The 15,623-nt window shown below is 68.6% G+C and carries 16 protein-coding genes and 3 pseudogenes; 7 read left to right on the top strand and 12 right to left on the bottom strand.

Going from position 1 to position 15,623, the window contains the following annotated elements; genetic code table 11:
• Nucleotides 1-273 precede the first annotated feature (273 nt).
• Complete coding sequence (locus ACWDVB_RS09765; protein ID WP_451514403.1) at nucleotides 274-1,056, bottom strand: ISKra4 family transposase; 783 nt, start codon at nucleotides 1,054-1,056, stop codon at nucleotides 274-276.
• Here ACWDVB_RS09765 and ACWDVB_RS09760 point away from each other — a divergent pair.
• Entirely contained in the window at nucleotides 968-1,288 is a 321-nt protein-coding gene (locus ACWDVB_RS09760; RefSeq protein WP_451514451.1) for a hypothetical protein, read from the top strand. The genes ACWDVB_RS09765 and ACWDVB_RS09760 overlap by 89 nt on opposite strands.
• Before the next feature lie 516 nt (nucleotides 1,289-1,804).
• Here the strand turns inward: ACWDVB_RS09760 and ACWDVB_RS09755 are convergent.
• The 4 genes and pseudogenes from ACWDVB_RS09755 to ACWDVB_RS09740 form a co-directional block, all read right to left on the bottom strand.
• Nucleotides 1,805-2,323, bottom strand: coding sequence for a hypothetical protein (locus tag ACWDVB_RS09755; RefSeq protein ID WP_451514404.1), 519 nt, complete (start codon nucleotides 2,321-2,323; stop codon nucleotides 1,805-1,807).
• Nucleotides 2,324-2,422: 99 nt separating this feature from the next.
• Complete coding sequence (locus ACWDVB_RS09750) at nucleotides 2,423-2,827, bottom strand: VOC family protein (RefSeq protein WP_451514405.1); 405 nt, start codon at nucleotides 2,825-2,827, stop codon at nucleotides 2,423-2,425.
• 168 nt (nucleotides 2,828-2,995) lie between these two features.
• Nucleotides 2,996-3,739, bottom strand: coding sequence for a transposase (locus ACWDVB_RS09745; protein ID WP_451514406.1), 744 nt, complete (start codon nucleotides 3,737-3,739; stop codon nucleotides 2,996-2,998).
• Nucleotides 3,740-4,038: 299 nt separating this feature from the next.
• A pseudogene (locus tag ACWDVB_RS09740) lies at nucleotides 4,039-4,305 on the bottom strand (transposase); the annotation flags it as partial.
• 166 nt (nucleotides 4,306-4,471) lie between these two features.
• On the opposite strand from ACWDVB_RS09740, the gene ACWDVB_RS09735 reads away from it, so the two are divergent.
• Together ACWDVB_RS09735 and ACWDVB_RS09730 are read left to right on the top strand one after the other, a co-directional pair.
• A complete protein-coding gene (locus tag ACWDVB_RS09735; protein ID WP_451514445.1) occupies nucleotides 4,472-4,876 on the top strand; it encodes a type II toxin-antitoxin system PemK/MazF family toxin in 405 nt (134 codons plus the stop codon).
• A 360-nt stretch (nucleotides 4,877-5,236) separates the two neighbouring features.
• Complete coding sequence (locus ACWDVB_RS09730) at nucleotides 5,237-5,491, top strand: transposase (protein WP_451514407.1); 255 nt, start codon at nucleotides 5,237-5,239, stop codon at nucleotides 5,489-5,491.
• A 232-nt stretch (nucleotides 5,492-5,723) separates the two neighbouring features.
• Here the strand turns inward: ACWDVB_RS09730 and ACWDVB_RS09725 are convergent, their stop codons facing one another.
• The 4 genes and pseudogenes from ACWDVB_RS09725 to ACWDVB_RS09710 form a co-directional block, all read right to left on the bottom strand.
• On the bottom strand, nucleotides 5,724-6,506 hold the full coding sequence (locus tag ACWDVB_RS09725) for a phosphotransferase enzyme family protein (RefSeq protein WP_451514408.1): 783 nt from the start codon (nucleotides 6,504-6,506) through the stop codon (nucleotides 5,724-5,726).
• A gap of 55 nt (nucleotides 6,507-6,561) precedes the next feature.
• Nucleotides 6,562-6,682, bottom strand: a pseudogene (locus ACWDVB_RS09720) (IS481 family transposase); the annotation flags it as partial.
• 168 nt (nucleotides 6,683-6,850) lie between these two features.
• A pseudogene (locus ACWDVB_RS09715) lies at nucleotides 6,851-7,747 on the bottom strand (IS630 family transposase); the annotation flags it as partial.
• Nucleotide 7,748: 1 nt separating this feature from the next.
• Nucleotides 7,749-8,507: a TetR/AcrR family transcriptional regulator gene (locus ACWDVB_RS09710; protein WP_451514409.1), complete on the bottom strand. Its 759-nt coding sequence runs from the start codon at nucleotides 8,505-8,507 to the stop codon at nucleotides 7,749-7,751.
• A 157-nt stretch (nucleotides 8,508-8,664) separates the two neighbouring features.
• Here ACWDVB_RS09710 and ACWDVB_RS09705 point away from each other — a divergent pair, with 157 nt between their 5' ends.
• Together ACWDVB_RS09705 and ACWDVB_RS09700 are read left to right on the top strand one after the other, a co-directional pair.
• On the top strand, nucleotides 8,665-9,696 hold the full coding sequence (locus ACWDVB_RS09705; protein ID WP_451514410.1) for a medium chain dehydrogenase/reductase family protein: 1,032 nt from the start codon (nucleotides 8,665-8,667) through the stop codon (nucleotides 9,694-9,696).
• Nucleotides 9,697-9,787: 91 nt separating this feature from the next.
• Nucleotides 9,788-11,212 (top strand): carotenoid oxygenase family protein, encoded by a 1,425-nt coding sequence (locus ACWDVB_RS09700; RefSeq protein WP_451514411.1) that lies wholly within the window; start codon nucleotides 9,788-9,790, stop codon nucleotides 11,210-11,212.
• Between the two features lie 995 nt (nucleotides 11,213-12,207).
• Here ACWDVB_RS09700 and ACWDVB_RS09695 read toward each other — a convergent pair.
• Nucleotides 12,208-12,534, bottom strand: a complete 327-nt coding sequence (locus tag ACWDVB_RS09695) for a hypothetical protein (RefSeq protein WP_451514412.1) — start codon at nucleotides 12,532-12,534, stop codon at nucleotides 12,208-12,210.
• 93 nt (nucleotides 12,535-12,627) lie between these two features.
• Nucleotides 12,628-12,981 carry a helix-turn-helix domain-containing protein gene (locus ACWDVB_RS09690; protein WP_451514413.1) on the bottom strand — a complete coding sequence of 118 codons (354 nt, stop codon included), beginning with the start codon at nucleotides 12,979-12,981 and terminating at the stop codon, nucleotides 12,628-12,630.
• A gap of 145 nt (nucleotides 12,982-13,126) precedes the next feature.
• On the opposite strand from ACWDVB_RS09690, the gene ACWDVB_RS09685 reads away from it, so the two are divergent.
• Nucleotides 13,127-13,630 carry a hypothetical protein gene (locus ACWDVB_RS09685; RefSeq protein ID WP_451514414.1) on the top strand — a complete coding sequence of 168 codons (504 nt, stop codon included), beginning with the start codon at nucleotides 13,127-13,129 and terminating at the stop codon, nucleotides 13,628-13,630.
• 57 nt (nucleotides 13,631-13,687) lie between these two features.
• Nucleotides 13,688-14,638 (top strand): alpha/beta hydrolase, encoded by a 951-nt coding sequence (locus tag ACWDVB_RS09680; protein WP_451514446.1) that lies wholly within the window; start codon nucleotides 13,688-13,690, stop codon nucleotides 14,636-14,638.
• 21 nt (nucleotides 14,639-14,659) lie between these two features.
• Here the strand turns inward: ACWDVB_RS09680 and ACWDVB_RS09675 are convergent, their stop codons facing one another.
• Complete coding sequence (locus tag ACWDVB_RS09675; RefSeq protein ID WP_451514415.1) at nucleotides 14,660-15,508, bottom strand: recombinase family protein; 849 nt, start codon at nucleotides 15,506-15,508, stop codon at nucleotides 14,660-14,662.
• Nucleotides 15,509-15,623 lie beyond the last annotated feature (115 nt).

The raw sequence follows: 15,623 nt of genomic DNA, 5'->3' as shown, positions 1-15,623 counted from the left end.
CTGGTGCAGCACGACGGCGTTGCGCTCACCCTCTTCCCAGCGTTGCCGCAGGTAGTCGAGGAAGGGGGCAAGGGTCGTGGGCGAGCGGAGTCGAGTACGGCGCACTACGTCCTGCCAGCTGGAAGCACGGGCGTACTTGTGCACAGTGCGCCGGTTCAAGCCGAGTTGGGTGCAGATCCTCTGAAGTGACGGTCGGGATCAAGCGGTGAGGCTGTAGTTGTGCTGGCCAGGACTTGAGTAGAGACGTTGATGCTCGCGGGCCGCGTGGAAGGTCTAGTAGTCCTCGAAGTCGCCGTTCGTGATCAGTGCGCGGAGTTGGAGGATGGCTTCGGCGCCGTGGAGTCCCCAGCGGGCGCCGGTGATGTCGAGGCGGTCGGCGATCAGGTGGCGGCAGGCGCCTTCGATGGCTCCGGTGGCGATCGGCCAGCCGTTCTGCAGGGCGGTGTCGTAGTGGAGTTGATCGAGGTGGCCGGTGAGGTAGCGGTGGCAGGTGGTGACGGCGTTGCGGCGGGCCGCGGGTAGTTGTTCGGCCGCGGTTTGCGCGGTCATCTCGGTGGCGGCGCGCTCCGCGTGTCCGGTGAGGATCATGGTGAGTTTGTCCGCGGCCCAGGTTTCGGCCTCGAGGCTGCCGGGTGGATGGAAGGCGTGCGCGGCCGTCCATGTGTATTCGGCGACGTGCACGAAGTCGAGCAGGACGTGAGGGCTGATGCCGCGGCGGGCGGCTTCGGTGTGGATCAGGTCGAGTTGGTGGCGGGCGCCGTCGACGAGTACGAGCCAGTCCCGCAGATGCTGCGGGTCGCGGGCCTCGGCCTGGGCGAAGGTATCGGCGACGACCTGTTCCGGAGAGCGGATCACTGAGGCGGTGCACCATTTCCGCTGTGCTTTCGGACCTGGCCGCGGCGGCCTGGTTTCGCTGCGGCCGCCGGGTGGGTGGATGATGTCGTGCGGCCGGCGCGGGGCGGGAGCGGTGTCGAAGACGCAGGCCACGGTTGCCATGCGCTTGCGGTTGGGTTTCTCCCCCCGGGGCCAGGCGTCCGCGCCGCCCGGCCGCCTCACTCTTGGCCGCGGCCCGGCGGGTGGCTTCGCGCAGGGCCTCGGGGCGCATCACCACGCCCTTCTGGTCGACCTGGATGACCAGCGGCATTTCGCGGGTGCACGGGGTGGGGATCTTCGCCGTGTAGTAGGCGGCGATGTCGACGGCGGCGGCGACCGCGAGTTCTTTGAGGCGGCGCTTGCCCAGCACTCTTCCACATCGTCGCTCGATCGCGGCGGCGGCCTGGTCGTATGAGCCGCGGACCGCTTCCAGGACCGCGAGCCGGGCAAGGCCGCGGGAGTGCCGCCCGGCGGGCAGTGACAGTTGGGCATCCGCCGGGTGCACGTTGGCAACGCCCCGGCCGCGATGGGCGATCCGGGTCACCCGCACGGACCCGAACACACAGGTCAGCCAGCGACCGTGGCCCGTCACCCGCCAGGTTCGCGGCTGTCCTTCCGGCCCGCGCACCACCGGCTGCCCTCCCTCCGCTCGCACGGCGTCCTCTTCGCTCTTCGCCCGCGTGTCGAGGTGGTCCTGCATCAACTGCCGCAGCACCTCGCGTCCCTGGTGTTCGAGCAGCAGCTCCAGCCCGTCATGGGCCATGCCTCGCGCCGGGGCGCCGGCCAGCGTCGAGACGAGGCGTTCGAAGGCATCACGGGAGGCGATGTACGGATCAGGCTCGGACAAGGCGTCGTACTGTTCCACCGGGCTCTTCTTTCAGCGGATCCGATGTGGTTGGCACCCTCGAATCTAGAGAGAAGAGCCCCTTGGTCACCGGGAGTTGGACCGGTCGGCGCCCGGCCCACGGCGGGCGAGGGTGAACTGTCCCGGCGCGTCCTCGTCCAGCCAGCCCCGCTCCACCAGCCGCTTCAGTTTTCCCCGGGTCCCCTCGATCTTCCCGGTCGTCGTCGGCAGACCGATCCGTGGCACGATCTGTTTGGCCTGCACCGGCCCCGGCGCATCGGCGATGATCTCCACAATGTCCCGGTAGATATCCGGCAACACCGCCACGACCAGCCCTTCGCGCCACGGCGGCACCATCATCACCCCAACGCCATGAGGCACCGACGTCTCGTTCGTTTCCGGAGCGTCCGGCCCAGCCGCGGCCTCCGCGGCCGACAGCTCCGCCAGCACCTGCGCGACCGTCTCCCGCGTGATCTCCAACCGCGACAGATCCTCGCGGGCCCTCTCCAGCCGGTCGGCCAACTCCGCCGCCTCAGCCTGAAGTCCCGCCACGCGACTCCGAGCTGCGGCCTCTCGCATCTGAAGCTCTTCCGGCAACGACACCATGACACCCCACCTCCACCCCGCCACGGTAGAACTACACTGACGGCCGCCACTGCCCTTCGGCGCTGATCCCTTTGTCTTGCAGTCACACTCTTCGAGTGATCATTGATGCTGGGCGATGTTGACCATCCAGGTGATCCCGAACTGGTCGACGAGCGAGCCGGCCTCGTCACCCCATGACTGCTTCTCCAGGGGCAGTGTCACGGTACCGCCGGCGGACAACCTCTCGAAGTAGTCACGGAGTTGGGCGTCGTCGCCGCCGAGGAAGACCGCGACGTTGTTGCCCGGGGCATGGGGCATCTCTTCCCGAACGTCCCACGCCATCAGCGTGTAGCCGTCCGGGGTGCGGAGCGTGGCGTGCATGATCCTGTCGGGGTGCGCGTCCGGCGAGCCGTATTCGGCGTAGGTGCCCATATCCAGCTGGCCGCCGAGGACGTCCTGATAGAACTCGATCGCCTGCCGTGCGTTCCCCTTGAAGGCGAGGCACGGGTTGAGTTGAGAACCCATCTGATGCTCCTTGGCGTGAGTGATTTCGAACGGCTTGAACGTAGCAACAGGCACCGACAACCATCCGAATCCTGGCCAACGCTCTGCTCGACGCAGAGACCAACTGCACAGGACAACCACACACCAACCAGCGTCTTCCCGGCTCAGCCCGTCCCCCCGACCGTCACTTCAGAGGATCCGCACCCAGCCGAGTTCGCGGGCTATTGCGTGGATGCTGCGGCCCGTACCGGTGTACTCATGGACGGCGTCGAACAGGTGCTTCGCATGCCTTCCGGCCCGGGTCGTCTCCAGCGTCGGCCCTGGATCGGCGGCAGGCTGCGCCTCACGTTCAGGGGGTGGCGGGGCTGCGGCGGCCAGGCAGGCGCGGTGCGTGACCGAGACGTCCTGAACCCGCCGCGAGAGCCCCTGCCGGAGCTGAAATCGGTCACTGACCTGCAGTGCTTCGGGCGCGCCGTCGCAGATCCCCTGGCGGTAGGTCAGTGAACCGTCAAGGCATACGACCTTGACCCCGGGGTGCTCGCGCAGCCATCCGACCAATGCGGCGGCATCGCGTCCCTCCCACAAGGTGACCGGCAACCGTGTGTCGCCGTTGACGAGCAGGGTGCCGTACACCTCCGCATACAGGGCGAAGACGTCCACTCCCAGCACCCGCGGCGTCACCACGGTCGGCAGGTTCACTCTCATCAGCTGGAACAGCACGCTGGTGTGGGAGAGCGGCGCGTTCAGCAGCCCCAGGAGCCGGGCGCCGCTCCGTCCGGCGAGCAGGATACCGATCGTCTCGACCAGGCTCTGCAACAGTGGAGTGCGGCGCTGATAGCGCACGGCCAATCCTGCGGCCTGCTCAGCAAAGGTGAGCTTGGAACAGGCGCTGTTCGTGCAGTACAAGCGGCGCACGCTCAGCTCGATCCGCACTGGCCGGGCACCGATCTCCCGGTCGGCGAGGCGACGTGCGTATCGAATGTGCACCCGGGTGCTGGCATTCCCGCTGCCCGTACACGGGCAGGGCCTTTGTCGTTCGTGCGAGCGCGGACGGTCAGCACAGGCCCCGCGCAGTCGACCGAGGTAACCGCCACCCCGCCGAAGTGCGGTAGAAACAAGGGAAGTTCATGGACACGCAGCAGAAGGATGCCCAGTGTCACGCAGTTCTGCATCGCTTCCCGAGGTGATCTCCGACCACGGAAATCTGCCAGGGCCGTATAGACGAGTACGCCGACATCTCCGGTCTCGTCGACCACCAGCACCGCCTCGTCGTCGTGCAGATGCCCCACCACGTAGTCACCCACCTCGTCGCGGACCTGGTCGGCATCCCACTGCGCCCTCCCGAGCAGGTGCTGCATGCCGTCCGGGGGCCTGTCCCCGGCCCACTCGGCGATGGTCCAGCAGTTCTTGCGCGGCAGGTCCGACAACAGGCCGAGTACCAACTTCCGGGCCCGGCGACGGGATTCGACCCGTGTGAAGCGTCCCGCTATCCGGCTCATCAGGCCCTCGAACGCCTCCTGCCAGCAGGCAGGGCCTACGCTGTGACCTGCGACCACCGCATGATCGTTTGTCTTCACACACCGATGATCAACGGTGGCCGCACCCGTCTCCACACCGCGTCAGGTCGCGCAGCGTCTGCCTGCCGTCCTGTGTATCGGAGGGCTTGTGCAACGTGGCGAAGTCTGGTGGGTCCAGTTCGACGAGCGGAGGTTGGTCGTACTGCTGTCAGGAGACGACGCGTCCGGGTTCCAGGTGATGCAGGTCGTCGCTCCGGCGGGCCTCGACATCAGTGGTCTGGGCATCGAAGTGACGGTCGGCGCCGGTGAAGGGCTGCCGCTCGAAGGCGTGCTGCGGCTCGCGTTCCCGCGTCCAGGCTTCACCCCGTGCACGTGGCTGACCACCGTGTCCCGGGACGACCTGATAGTGCGAGCGGCCGTCCTGTCCTTCAGAAAGCTCAGCGAGATCGACGATGCCCTCCGACTCGCTGAACAAGCACAGGAGCGGACCCCGGCAACGGCCGCGAAGCTCAGCGAGATAAGGGACGCCCTCCGTCGCGGTGAACGCGGGTAGACGGAGAAGGAGCCGACGCCCGCGACGGCATGGGAGATATCGGGCGAGATGGTCCACGCTGGACACCTGCCGCCTCGACGCCCCTCACCATCGAGATCACGATCTACGGCTGGAGTACTACTGATCTTTCCGATGGGTTGTCGTGGAGGGTGACGGTGTTTGATCCCTGCGGTATGTCGTAGTGATGAGGCATGCGCAGGGCGGTGGGCTCGGGCCCGGCCAGCAGGTTGCCCGGGAGCGGATACGGATGCTCGCGGGACAGGGGTTTGACCGGGGTGAGAAGAACATGGGCCTTGACCCCTGATGTTGGACACACGAGACACTGGATCCTGAGGATCTGAGAACGGGCATCTCGTGGTCATGAAGAACTACCCGCCGCAGTTCAAGACGGACGCGGTCGTGCTGTACGAGTCGCGGCCAGAGGCGACGATCAGGTCGGTCGCCGCCGATCTGGGGGTCAACCCGGAGACTCTGCGGAACTGGGTGAGGGCAGCCGGAGCAAGCCGTCCACGGGGACGAACTCAGGAACCGTCCCAGCCGCCGGTTCCGCTGGAGGCGGAGAACGCGGCCTTGCGGTCCGCACCGGCCCCTCCGCACACAACGACGCGTCGGTGAATTCGAAGAACGTATCCGCCCGCGCGGACAGCCACGCGTAGAAGTACGTCCGGAAGCCTGACAGTTCCTGGATCGTCTCCCGCTCGCAAACCCGATCCACCACGCGGCCCCCTGCGTGAACACCTGCATGTCGTTGCAGAGTTCAGGATCACGAGAACGCCGTTCCGCGTCCGGCGATCACCCGAACGGACGACCACCTGGGCTCGACGACCAAGGCGTCGCACGGGCGAACTCAGCCATTCAGCAGCGCGCGCAGCCAGTGGTCTTCGCGTTGCTCGATGTACTCGGAATCGCTTCGCCAGACATCGCCGTGTCCTTCGGCCCACAGCCTGGCCCAGGGCTGCACACCGCGGGCGGCCTGGTCACGCAGAAAGTCGTGCATGGAACGCGTTCGGCGGCCCAGCATCGGGACCAACCGACGGCGTTCACCTTCGGCAAGACCGTAGGCATCGGCGAAGCCGCACATTCGGTCTGCCGCATCGGGGCGCTGCCAGTTCGGATCGGCGGACAGCGGAATGAAACCGTGGAGCGCGTACGCGACGTCCCACAGGCGGGAACCGGGACCTGCACCGTCCCAGTCGATGAAGGCCCACTGGCCCTCGCTGCCGACCACAAGGTTCCACGGAGCCAGATCATGATGGGCGATGATGTCGCTGCCTTCCGCGGGGATCAGCCCCTGCCAGCTCGCGTCAGGCGGCGGCGTGAAGTCCTGCACCGCATCGTGGAAGTCCCTGATCAGCCGTGCCACGCGGGCCAGTTGCCGAGCAGGGTCCAACAGTGAGAACTGGTCGGGCCACACCACCTGTCCTGACAGGAAGGACAGGACCTCGCGCCCCTGATCGTCGATGCCCAGCGGGCGGGGCGCCCCGTGGAATCCCACCTCATGCAGGTGAGTGAGCAGGGCATGGACCGCAGGAGTCCACGGCCCGGTGGGACGACGGACGGTGTCGCCAAACCGGACGACGCCCTGGTTGACATTGCCTCCAGCCAACGGCTGTTCCTCATCGCTCTGCATCAAACCAGTGTGCCGAAGCGCCCTGCCCTACTCACCGCAAATAGGAGCGAGTGCGGGCCGTGGCTCGCGAGATGCCCATCTCGGCCGCGACGTGAGCAACGGGGACGGCCCGCGCTGACGCGTTCGACGAGCAGCCGCCTGCCGTGAATGGTCAGCCGGGCATTACGGTGTGACACGAAGACCTCCGAGCGGTGCAGTCCTAGACAGCTCCACCACACCGGAGGTCTTCGCCATGATCAAGCCCGGCCAGTGTCAACAACGCTCGTGATCAAAACACCTAGTCTTCTGAGTCAGGAATTCTGTTCAGATAGCTGGCGAGGCGTTCGAGGATTCCGTCTGCGGTCTTCGTCGAGGTTGAGCCAGGACGAGCCGGTGGGTGTGAAGTGCAGGCGGAACTGGGAGTGGGCCCGCAACCACTTCTTGATGGCGGGTGTCTTGTGGGTGGCGTAGTTGTCACAGACGAGGTGGACATCCAGGTCACCAGGCACCTCTTTGTCGAGCTTGGCAAGGAACTTCTTGAACTCCTCGGCCCGGTGCCTGCGGTGCAGGGAGCCGATCACCTTGCCGGTGGCTACCTCGAGTGCGGCGAACAATGTGGTGGTGTCGGCACGGACGTAGTCATGGGTCGCCCGCTCGGGAACACCAGGCATCATCGGCAGCACCGGTTGCGATCGGTCCAGGGCCTGAATCTGCGACTACTCATCCACGCAGAACACCAACGCCCTTTCGGGCGGGTCCAAGTAGAGACCGACGACGTCGTGCACCTTGTCGACGAAGCAGGGATCGGTCGACAGCTTGAAGGTCTCCGAGCGATGTGGCTGCAGGCCAAACGCCCGCCAGATCCGGGACACCGACGACTGGGACAGACCCATCTCTTTCGCCACCGACCGAGTCGACCAGTGCGTCGCGTTCTTCGGAGTGGACTCCAGCGTCCTGGTGACCACCGCGGCAACCTGGTCGTCCGTCACCGTCCTGGGCCCACCGGGACGTGGTATGTCTCGCAGACCAGCGATCCGGTACTGAACGAACCGGGACCGCCAGCGGCCCGCCGCATGAGGTGTGCAATCGAGTTGCGTAGCCACGTCCTTATTGGAGGCGCCTTCGGCGCAGGCCAGGATGATCCGGCACCGCAGGGCCCACGCCTGCGGCGTGGACCGCCGCCGCACCCACCCCTCAAGCGCGGCCCGCTCCTCATCCGACAGAGTCACCCCGGCCCGGCGGACCGGGGGACCGGCAAACAGGTCAGGCCGGCGCGAGCAGTCCTTCCAGCTCCGCTTCGAAGAAGGCGTCCGCGTCGAAGCCCATCCCGGTGAAGTGGCCCGCCAGTTCGAGCGAGAGCACGCCGTGCAGTCGGGTCCAGAAGGAGAGGGCGCGGTGGAGCTGGGCGGGCGTGGCCGGGTGCTCGCCCGCCCACTGCCCGTGCGTCTCGATGTGGCGGTCGAAGGGCTGGTCGTCGACCTCGGCCGAGGTGCGGGCCGGGAGCTTCGCACAGGCGTCGAGCAGTGCCGCCATGATCTCGGATGCGATTCCGGTGACGTCGTCCGGGGCGTGGTAGCCGGGTACGGGAGTGCCGTAGACGAGGAAGTACCGGTGGGGGTCGGCTCGCGCCCACCGGCGCAGGGCGTGGGCGAGACTCGCGAGGTCGGCGCCGGAGCCGGTGCCGACCTCGGCGCCGTCCTCGGTGTCGGCGGTCACGGTGTCGGCGTCGGCGCGGAAGGTGTCGGCCAAGTTGCGGTAGGCGTCCCGGATGAGTTCGGTGATCAGCTCGTCACGGCTGCCGAAGTAGCGGTAGAGCGCCGGTCCGCTCATCCCCATCCGCTTGGCGATCGCGTTCAGTGACAGCGCCGAGGCACCCGCGTCGGCGATCTGCTCCCACGCCCGCTCTTTGATCTCGGCGCGTACCTGTGCCCGGTACCGCTCGCGAGGCGAACCGGTACCGGGCGCGGTCCGCGTCCCCGCGCCTTTCCTCCCTGCCGTCCCCGTCCCGCCGGTCTCGGACATGCCGCCTCCCCTGCTCTTCCCTTGCTCTTTGATACCTGCATCCCTGATGCCTTGACGCTTGAGTTAGAGGGTATCACTCAAGTCCTTGACGAGGTCTAGAGTGAGTTATAGCCTCTAACTACAGAGGCAAGTACTATGCCAAGTTAGGGGTCGTAAAATGGTTGCTACGGAGCTGGTCGAGGTTGTGCTGCCGGGGCGGGTCGAGCCGGAGGGTCTGGAGTTGCGGCGCGGTCCCCTGCCAGCCGCGGGGGCCGGACAGGTGGTCGTCGAGATGGAGGCGACCGGCGTCTCCTTCGCCGAGCAGCAGATGCGCCGAGGCCGCTACTACGACCAGCCGCCCTTCCCGTTCGTCCCCGGCTACGACCTCGTCGGTACGGTGCTGGCGGCCGGCCCCGGTGCCGCGCCCTCGCTCGTCGGCAAGCGGGTCGCCGCCCTGACCAAGACCGGCGGCTGGGCCAGCCACGTCCTGCTCGACGCGGCGGACGTCGTCGAGGTGCCCGGGGGAGTGGGCGCCGCGGAGGCGGAGACCGCGGTGGTGAACGGCATCACCGCCTGGCAGATGCTGCACCGCAAGGCCCGGGTCCGCGCCGGCCAGACGGTGCTGGTGCACGGGGCGAACGGCGGGGTCGGCTCGCTGCTGGTCCAGCTGGCCCTCGCCGCCGGTGCGCGCGTGATCGGCACGGCGTCCGCCCGCCACCACGAGGCCCTGCGGCGGCTCGGCGTCCGGACGATCGACTACCGGACCGAGGATGTGCCGCGCCGGGTCGGGGAGTTGGCCCCGGGTGGTGTGGACGCGGTTTTCGACCATGTGGGCGGGCACAGCGTCATCGACTCGTGGGGGCTGCTCGCTCCCGGTGGCACGCTCGTCTCGTACGGCACCGCGGCCACCCGCGACGACACCGGGTCCAAACAGTGGCCCGTGCTCAGGATCCTCGGCCGGGTGTGGCTGTGGAACGGCCTGCCCAACGGGCGTCACGCGTACTTCTTCAACGTCTGGGCGGGGCGCGCCTTCGGCAAGGACCGCTTCCGGGCCCGGCTGCGCGCCGACCTCGGCGAGGTGTTCGCCGCGCTCGAACGCGGCGAGATCACCGCGAGCGTCGCCGCCGAACTGCCCCTGGCCCGCGTCGCCGACGCCATGCGGCTCGCCGAGTCCGGCACGGTCAGCGGCAAGGTCGTCCTCACTCCCTGACCGGCACCGGCCGCCGACCGGACCCCACGCGCGGCAACCGCGAACACGCACCCCCAGCGGATCCATCCACGCCACAAGGAGAACCGAGGCGATGACCGACACCAATACGGCCACAGATGCAGGCGCAGACATCGGTACCGCAGCCGACGCCAAGACCAGTACCGATACCGGCGCCTACCACCACCAACTGCCCTACCTCACCGGCCATTTCGCCCCTGCCCCCGACGAGGTCACCGCATGGGGCCTGACTGTCCGAGGTGCCGTCCCGCCCGAGCTGTCGGGCCGCTACTTCCGCAACGGGCACAACCCCGGACCCGGCCAGAAGCCCACCCACTGGTTCCGCGGCGCGGGCATGCTGCACGGTGTGCGTCTCAGCGGGGGCCGCGCCGAGTGGTACCGCAACCGCTGGGTCCGCACCCCCGCCCTGGAGGGTGCTCCGCTGGTCCGCGACGACGGCACCGTGGACCTCACCGCCAGCGTCGCGGGCACCCACGTCATCGAGCACGCGGGCCGCATCCTCGCCCTGCAAGAGGCCAACCTGCCCTTCGAGGTGAGCCCCCAGCTCGACACGATCGGCGCGTACGACTTCCGGGGCAGACTCACGACCGCCATGACGGCGCACCCCAAGGAGGACCCGGAGACCGGCGAACTGCACTTCTTCGGCTACTCGCCCCTTGCGCCGTACCTGACGTACTACGTCGCCGACGCGCAGGGGGAGTTGATCAGAAGCCGGGTCGTGCCCGGTGCGGGCCCCACTCTCATGCACGACTTCGGCCTCACCGCGCACCACACCGTCTGGCTCGACCTGCCGGTCGTCTTCGACGCCGAGGAGCACTCCGGGATCCCGTACCGCTGGAGCGACACGTACCGGCCGCGGATCGGCGTGATGCCGCGCGGTGGATCCGCCGAGCCCGTCTGGTACGAGGTGGAGGCCGGCGCGATGATCCATGTGACCAACGCCTACGAGGACGCGGGAAGGATCGTCGTGGAGGGCCCCCGCTACGACCGGTCGTCCTGGGAAAGCAGCTGGAAGTGGTGGACCGGCGCCCCCGGTCACCCGCCCGTGCCCGACGTCGGCTCGATGCGGCACCGCTGGGTCCTGGACCCGGTCACCGGGACCGCCCGTGAGGAGCGGCTCGACTCCCTCGTCACCGAGTTCGCCACGATCAACGAGGCGTTGACCGGCTCGGCGCACCGCTACACGTACACCGTCGCCTTCCCCGGCGCGGGGCTGGAACGGTACGCGCTGGTCAAGTACGACGCGCTGACCGGGCAGCGGCAGATCGCGGACGCCGGGCCCGGGCGGATGTACGGCGAGCCGTACTTCGTACCGGCGGCCGAGGGGACGGCCGAGGACGACGGTTACCTCATGACCCTCGTCAGCGATCTCGCCCGGGACGCCTCGGAACTCCTCATCCTGAGCGCACGAGACATCACCCGGCCACCGGTCGCCGCGGTCGAACTGCCGCGCCGCGTCCCGACGGGCATCCACGGCTCATGGATCCCCGACGCCTGAGCCGCGAGCCACGTCTGGCGCCGCCGCCCCCGGCCTCTCCGCCGGAGCGGGCCGAGGAACCGGTTATGGCCGGCGCCGTACGGGCCGTCCCGTGTGGGCCATCCGCGTACGGGCCCCCATCCCCGTACGGGCCACCAGAACGCGCCGCCTCCGCGCGGCTCCGGCCTTGAATAAACACGGCACACAGACCGGCCACGGCGGCGCATGGTCTCCGTCTGGGTGAACGATGCGGCAGGGCAGGCAGCTCCCGCGCCCGTGACCCGGTACATTCCTGCTGCGGCCGACCACCGCTCCCCGGAGGCACTTCGGCCCCCTGCTTCTCCACGCTCGGGGGAACCGGTCCCCATCCCCGCCCCACTTCTTCGCATCTCTTTTTGGATCTCTCTTGGACACGTCCTGGGCCGAGGCGTTGCGGAGACCCATGAGCGCATCACACCAAAACGTCGCTCTGCACCGCCGCCGCTATACCGGCGAGAGCGTGCAGTCGTGGATGCCCGCACCGGTCGGGATGCTGGCGCTGCCGGTGGACAGTGGTGAGGTGCCCAGCCGTCGGCGGTCACCGCCGGGGGAAGTTGATCGATGGCGGCCAGGATGTTGTCCAGGGTGCCGGAGTGAGCCAGGACGTCCTCCAACGGGATCTCTTTTCCGCGACATCTACAGAGCAGGGACCGGCCGCTTCCCGCTGAGCGTCACCTACCATCGGAGCCCATCGAAACTCACTTCCTGGCAGGACCTGACCTGCCCACACGCCACCTGTCGCCCGTGGGCACCCGAGCGTCAAACGAACATCACGGTTGACGGCCCGGAGACGCCGGGTGGGAGGCCGACCCGACCGTGTCCCATCCCAGGAGGTCGTCCTCACACTGTCGTGTCATGGGCAACTACCCCTTCCAGCGATGTGGTCCGGGCACGATCGAGTAGGACGAGGGCAGCAGGAGCCCGCGTCCATGGCCCATCCGGGCAGGTGGGGATGAGTGAGAGGCCGGCACACCGGTTCACTCCCGGGCGTCGTTGCTTTCGCTCTCCGTGGTGTCGTCCTCGAAGGGGATCGCGTGGACGCGTCGCAGCACGTCGAGGTGGGCGCGGTTGTGGAGCTCGATCAGCGCGTGCACGACGACCGACTCCGCGACCGCCGTTTCCCGGTGCGAGGAGGCCCCCAGGTCGGCCAAGCCGGGGTGATCCCTGTGCTGTTGGCGGACCTCGGGCGCCATCCGCTCCGCCAGTCGCTGCCGCACTTCGTCGATAGCGTCCTCGTCGAGCGCCGCGAACTCCGCTTCCAGATTTCCGCGAGGGTCCGAGAGCTGTTCCCGGAGGGCTGCCATCGCCTCGGGTGTGAGGATGCTGGAGTACCAGCAGCAGGGACCGCTGGGCCTCGGGCAGGTCGTCGGCGAGCGTCCTGAATTCCGGGGGCATGTCTAGCGCGGCCCGGTTCCCCATGCTCGGGCCGCCAGTTCCCGCCGCATCCGCTGCTTGCGTTCGATGTCCGCCGCGAGTTCGACGTCCAGGTGCCGGAGGATCTGCAGCGTCTTCTCATCGCCGCTCTCGACCAAGGGGACGTCCGCGAGGGCCACGCCGAGGTCGGTCATTCTGCGGATGCGCAGCAGGCGGACCAGATGACTTACGCCGTACCGTTTGTAGCCGTTGGGCGCTCGTTCCGGCTCTTCCAGCAGGCCGAGGTCGTGATAGTGCCGGACGGTCTTGGTCGTCGTGCCCGCGAGTTCCGCCAGCTGACGCGTGCTCCACGCCACCAGAAGCCCTCTCTCCAGCATCGGTCCCGGCGCTCATTCACAACCGTGCCCCTGCGGCACGGTCAACCACCGGCCGGTTCCACACCGACCGGTGTTGACCATGCCCCGAGGGCACGGAGTGGGATGGCCTCGACCACGACCCCGAACCGGTATGCGGAGACTGGACATGAAACGACATGGCAGTGTCGGCCAGAGCCTGGCCCTCGTGGCGGTTCTCGGCCTGTGCGGCTCGCTGGCCACCGTGCCCGCCGCCGCCGAGGAGCCGAAGACGCCACAGGTGGAGTGGGGCCAGTGCCCCGACGACGTCGTGGCCGAAGCCGCTCCGACCGAGTTGCGGTGCGCCACCGTGCCCGTACCGCTGGACTACGCCGACCCGGAGGGCGAGCAGATCGACCTCACCGTCTCCCGGCTGGCCGCCGCCAACCCGGACAAGCGGCGCGGCGTCCTCATGCTCAACCCGGGCGGCCCCGGCGGGTCCGGGCTTGCGCTCTCCGCGCTGCTGGTGGCCCAGGGCCTGCCCAGCAGCGTCACCGACCGCTACGACCTGATCGGCATGGACACCCGCGGGATCGGTCATTCCACACGCGTCAGCTGCGGCTTCACCACGGACAGCCCCTACTACTCCAACATCCCGCCCTACGCGGTCGACGACGCCGCAGTCTCCGCGTAGGCGAGGGTCGCCGAGCAGGCGGCCGAGCAGTGCGCGGACAACGACCACGACGGCCGGCTGCGCCACCTCACCAGCGCGAACACCGCGCGCGACCTGGACCGGATCCGGGCCGCGCTCGGCGAGGAGAAGACCAGCTACCTGGGCTACTCCTACGGCACCGCACTCGGCGCCGCCTACGCGTCGATGTTCCCCGAGCACGCCGACCGGATCGTGCTCGACAGCAACATCGGGGACACCCACCTCGACCGCGACGGCCTGCGCCGCTACGCGTTCGGCATGGAACAGACCCTGCCGGACTTCGCGAAGTGGGCCGCCCGCCGGCACGACAGCTACGGCCTGGGCCGCACGCCCCACCAGGTCCGCGCGTCCTGCCTCACCATCGTCGGCACCCTCGACAAGGCTCCGGTCGCGGGGATCGACGGCAGTCTCTTCCGGCTTCTGACATTCGGCCACCTGTTCAAACAGACGAAGTGCCCCCAACTGGCACAGATCTGGCAGGCGATCCTCGAAGACGACGAGACGGCGCTCCGCGGCCTGCCGGCCGCCCAGGAGGAAGCGGTGGACGGGGCGCCGTCGCCGACCGACAACGCCCTCACCGTATTCCTCTCCGTCACCTGCAACGACGTCGAGTGGCCCGAGGACGTCAACACCTACCGGCGGGGCGTCGCCGAGGACCGCGAACGCTACCCGCTGTACGGCGCCGCCACCGCCAACATCACTCCGTGCGCCTTCTGGCCGTACGCCCCCACCGAACCACCGGTGAAGATCGATACCAAAGGCCCGTGCAACGTGCTGCTCCTGCAGAACCGGCGGGACGCGTCGACCCCGCACCGGGGCGGGAAGATGCTGCGCGAGAAGTTCGGCAACGGCGCCCGGCTGGTCAGCGTCGATGACGGCGGGCACGGCGTGTACGTCCTGGGCAACAACTCCTGCGCGCTGAACACCACCACGCGCTACCTCGTCGAGGGTGAGATGCCTGTGAAGGATGTGTTCTGTCGCGCGGACTGACCACCGGATCCGCACCGGTGCTCACGCCGCCCGTCCGCCGCCGACGTCCGCAGAGCATGCCGGGTCCACATCCGGCCGCCGGATGCGGGCCCGCCGGGGCGAGGGCATCGGCGTTCTAGAGGTCGGCGAAGTCCGCCCGGGTCGCCGCGACGGTTTCGGGGGACGCCTGCTTCTTCTCGTGCTCGTCGAGCGCGCGCGGTAGATGCTGGCGACGCCGGGCGCCGGGCCTCTGCGCTTGCCAGTCGGGATCAGCAGGTCGGCTGGATCTGCTCGACCGACTCGCCTCTCGCCCTCCGCCGCAGCACGGTATGCAGCATGTCCTCGGTGATGACCGACGGTCGGCGACGAGCCCCGGGCCGCCGTGACGAGCCCTTCGAGGGTCGACTCGCGTATGTTCTCCCGCTCGGTCTTCGCCATCACGGCGAAGAACACGAACACCAGACGACCCGGCGGACTCGGGTCGTATATCCCTGGCAGCGGTCCGGCAAGCATTTCCAAGGCCAAGGCCAAGGCCAAGGCCAAGGCCAGGGCCAGGGCGCCGGCGGCGAGGTGGTCGGCGAGCGCCGTGCACTCGGCGGCGTCGCGACTCGGGCGCTTCATCTCGTACACGGTGGAGAAACCCGGCAGTGAGGCGTGGGCCTTGATCTGGCGGGTCAGCGCGAGCACGCCCTCGAACCCGCGGGCGGACCCGGACCCGGAGGCCAGCGGCCCCATTGCAAGGCCGTGAAGAACATAACAGGGGCGGACGCCACGGCCGGCCCGGCGTGGGTCGGCGAAAGTGGGCACGCGCAGGAGTTTGGCGAGCCGGACCACCTCTGTGAAGCGGCCAGTGGGGTGGGTGCCGGCGACGCGCCGGAGTACGAGCGGCATGGCGAGCTGGGGTCGGCCCGGCAGCGTGGGTGGGATGGCGCTCGACGTCGTCCGCCCCTCGGGGAAGTTCCTTGTGGGGCCGTCATGCCTCGACTGCTGCCACAACCAGCGGTAG

This window comes from Streptomyces sp. NPDC003379 (assembly GCF_053589195.1).
The sequence above is the reverse complement of the archived record's forward strand: the minus strand, read 5'-3'. Positions and strand labels throughout refer to the sequence as shown.

Excerpts from the sequence above, each read along its gene's own strand:
- ACWDVB_RS09675 (WP_451514415.1), bottom strand. The coding sequence starts at position 15,508 with ATGCCGCTCGTACTCCGGCGCGTCGCCGGCACCCACCCCACTGGCCGC.
- ACWDVB_RS09690 (WP_451514413.1), bottom strand. The coding sequence starts at position 12,981 with ATGCTGGAGAGAGGGCTTCTGGTGGCGTGGAGCACGCGTCAGCTGGCG.
- ACWDVB_RS09710 (WP_451514409.1), bottom strand. The coding sequence starts at position 8,507 with ATGTCCGAGACCGGCGGGACGGGGACGGCAGGGAGGAAAGGCGCGGGG.
- ACWDVB_RS09725 (WP_451514408.1), bottom strand. The coding sequence starts at position 6,506 with ATGCAGAGCGATGAGGAACAGCCGTTGGCTGGAGGCAATGTCAACCAG.
- ACWDVB_RS09700 (WP_451514411.1), top strand. The coding sequence starts at position 9,788 with ATGACCGACACCAATACGGCCACAGATGCAGGCGCAGACATCGGTACC.
- ACWDVB_RS09730 (WP_451514407.1), top strand. The coding sequence starts at position 5,237 with ATGAAGAACTACCCGCCGCAGTTCAAGACGGACGCGGTCGTGCTGTAC.
- ACWDVB_RS09695 (WP_451514412.1), bottom strand. The coding sequence starts at position 12,534 with ATGGCAGCCCTCCGGGAACAGCTCTCGGACCCTCGCGGAAATCTGGAA.
- ACWDVB_RS09705 (WP_451514410.1), top strand. The coding sequence starts at position 8,665 with ATGGTTGCTACGGAGCTGGTCGAGGTTGTGCTGCCGGGGCGGGTCGAG.
- ACWDVB_RS09750 (WP_451514405.1), bottom strand. The coding sequence starts at position 2,827 with ATGGGTTCTCAACTCAACCCGTGCCTCGCCTTCAAGGGGAACGCACGG.
- ACWDVB_RS09755 (WP_451514404.1), bottom strand. The coding sequence starts at position 2,323 with ATGGTGTCGTTGCCGGAAGAGCTTCAGATGCGAGAGGCCGCAGCTCGG.
- ACWDVB_RS09685 (WP_451514414.1), top strand. The coding sequence starts at position 13,127 with ATGAAACGACATGGCAGTGTCGGCCAGAGCCTGGCCCTCGTGGCGGTT.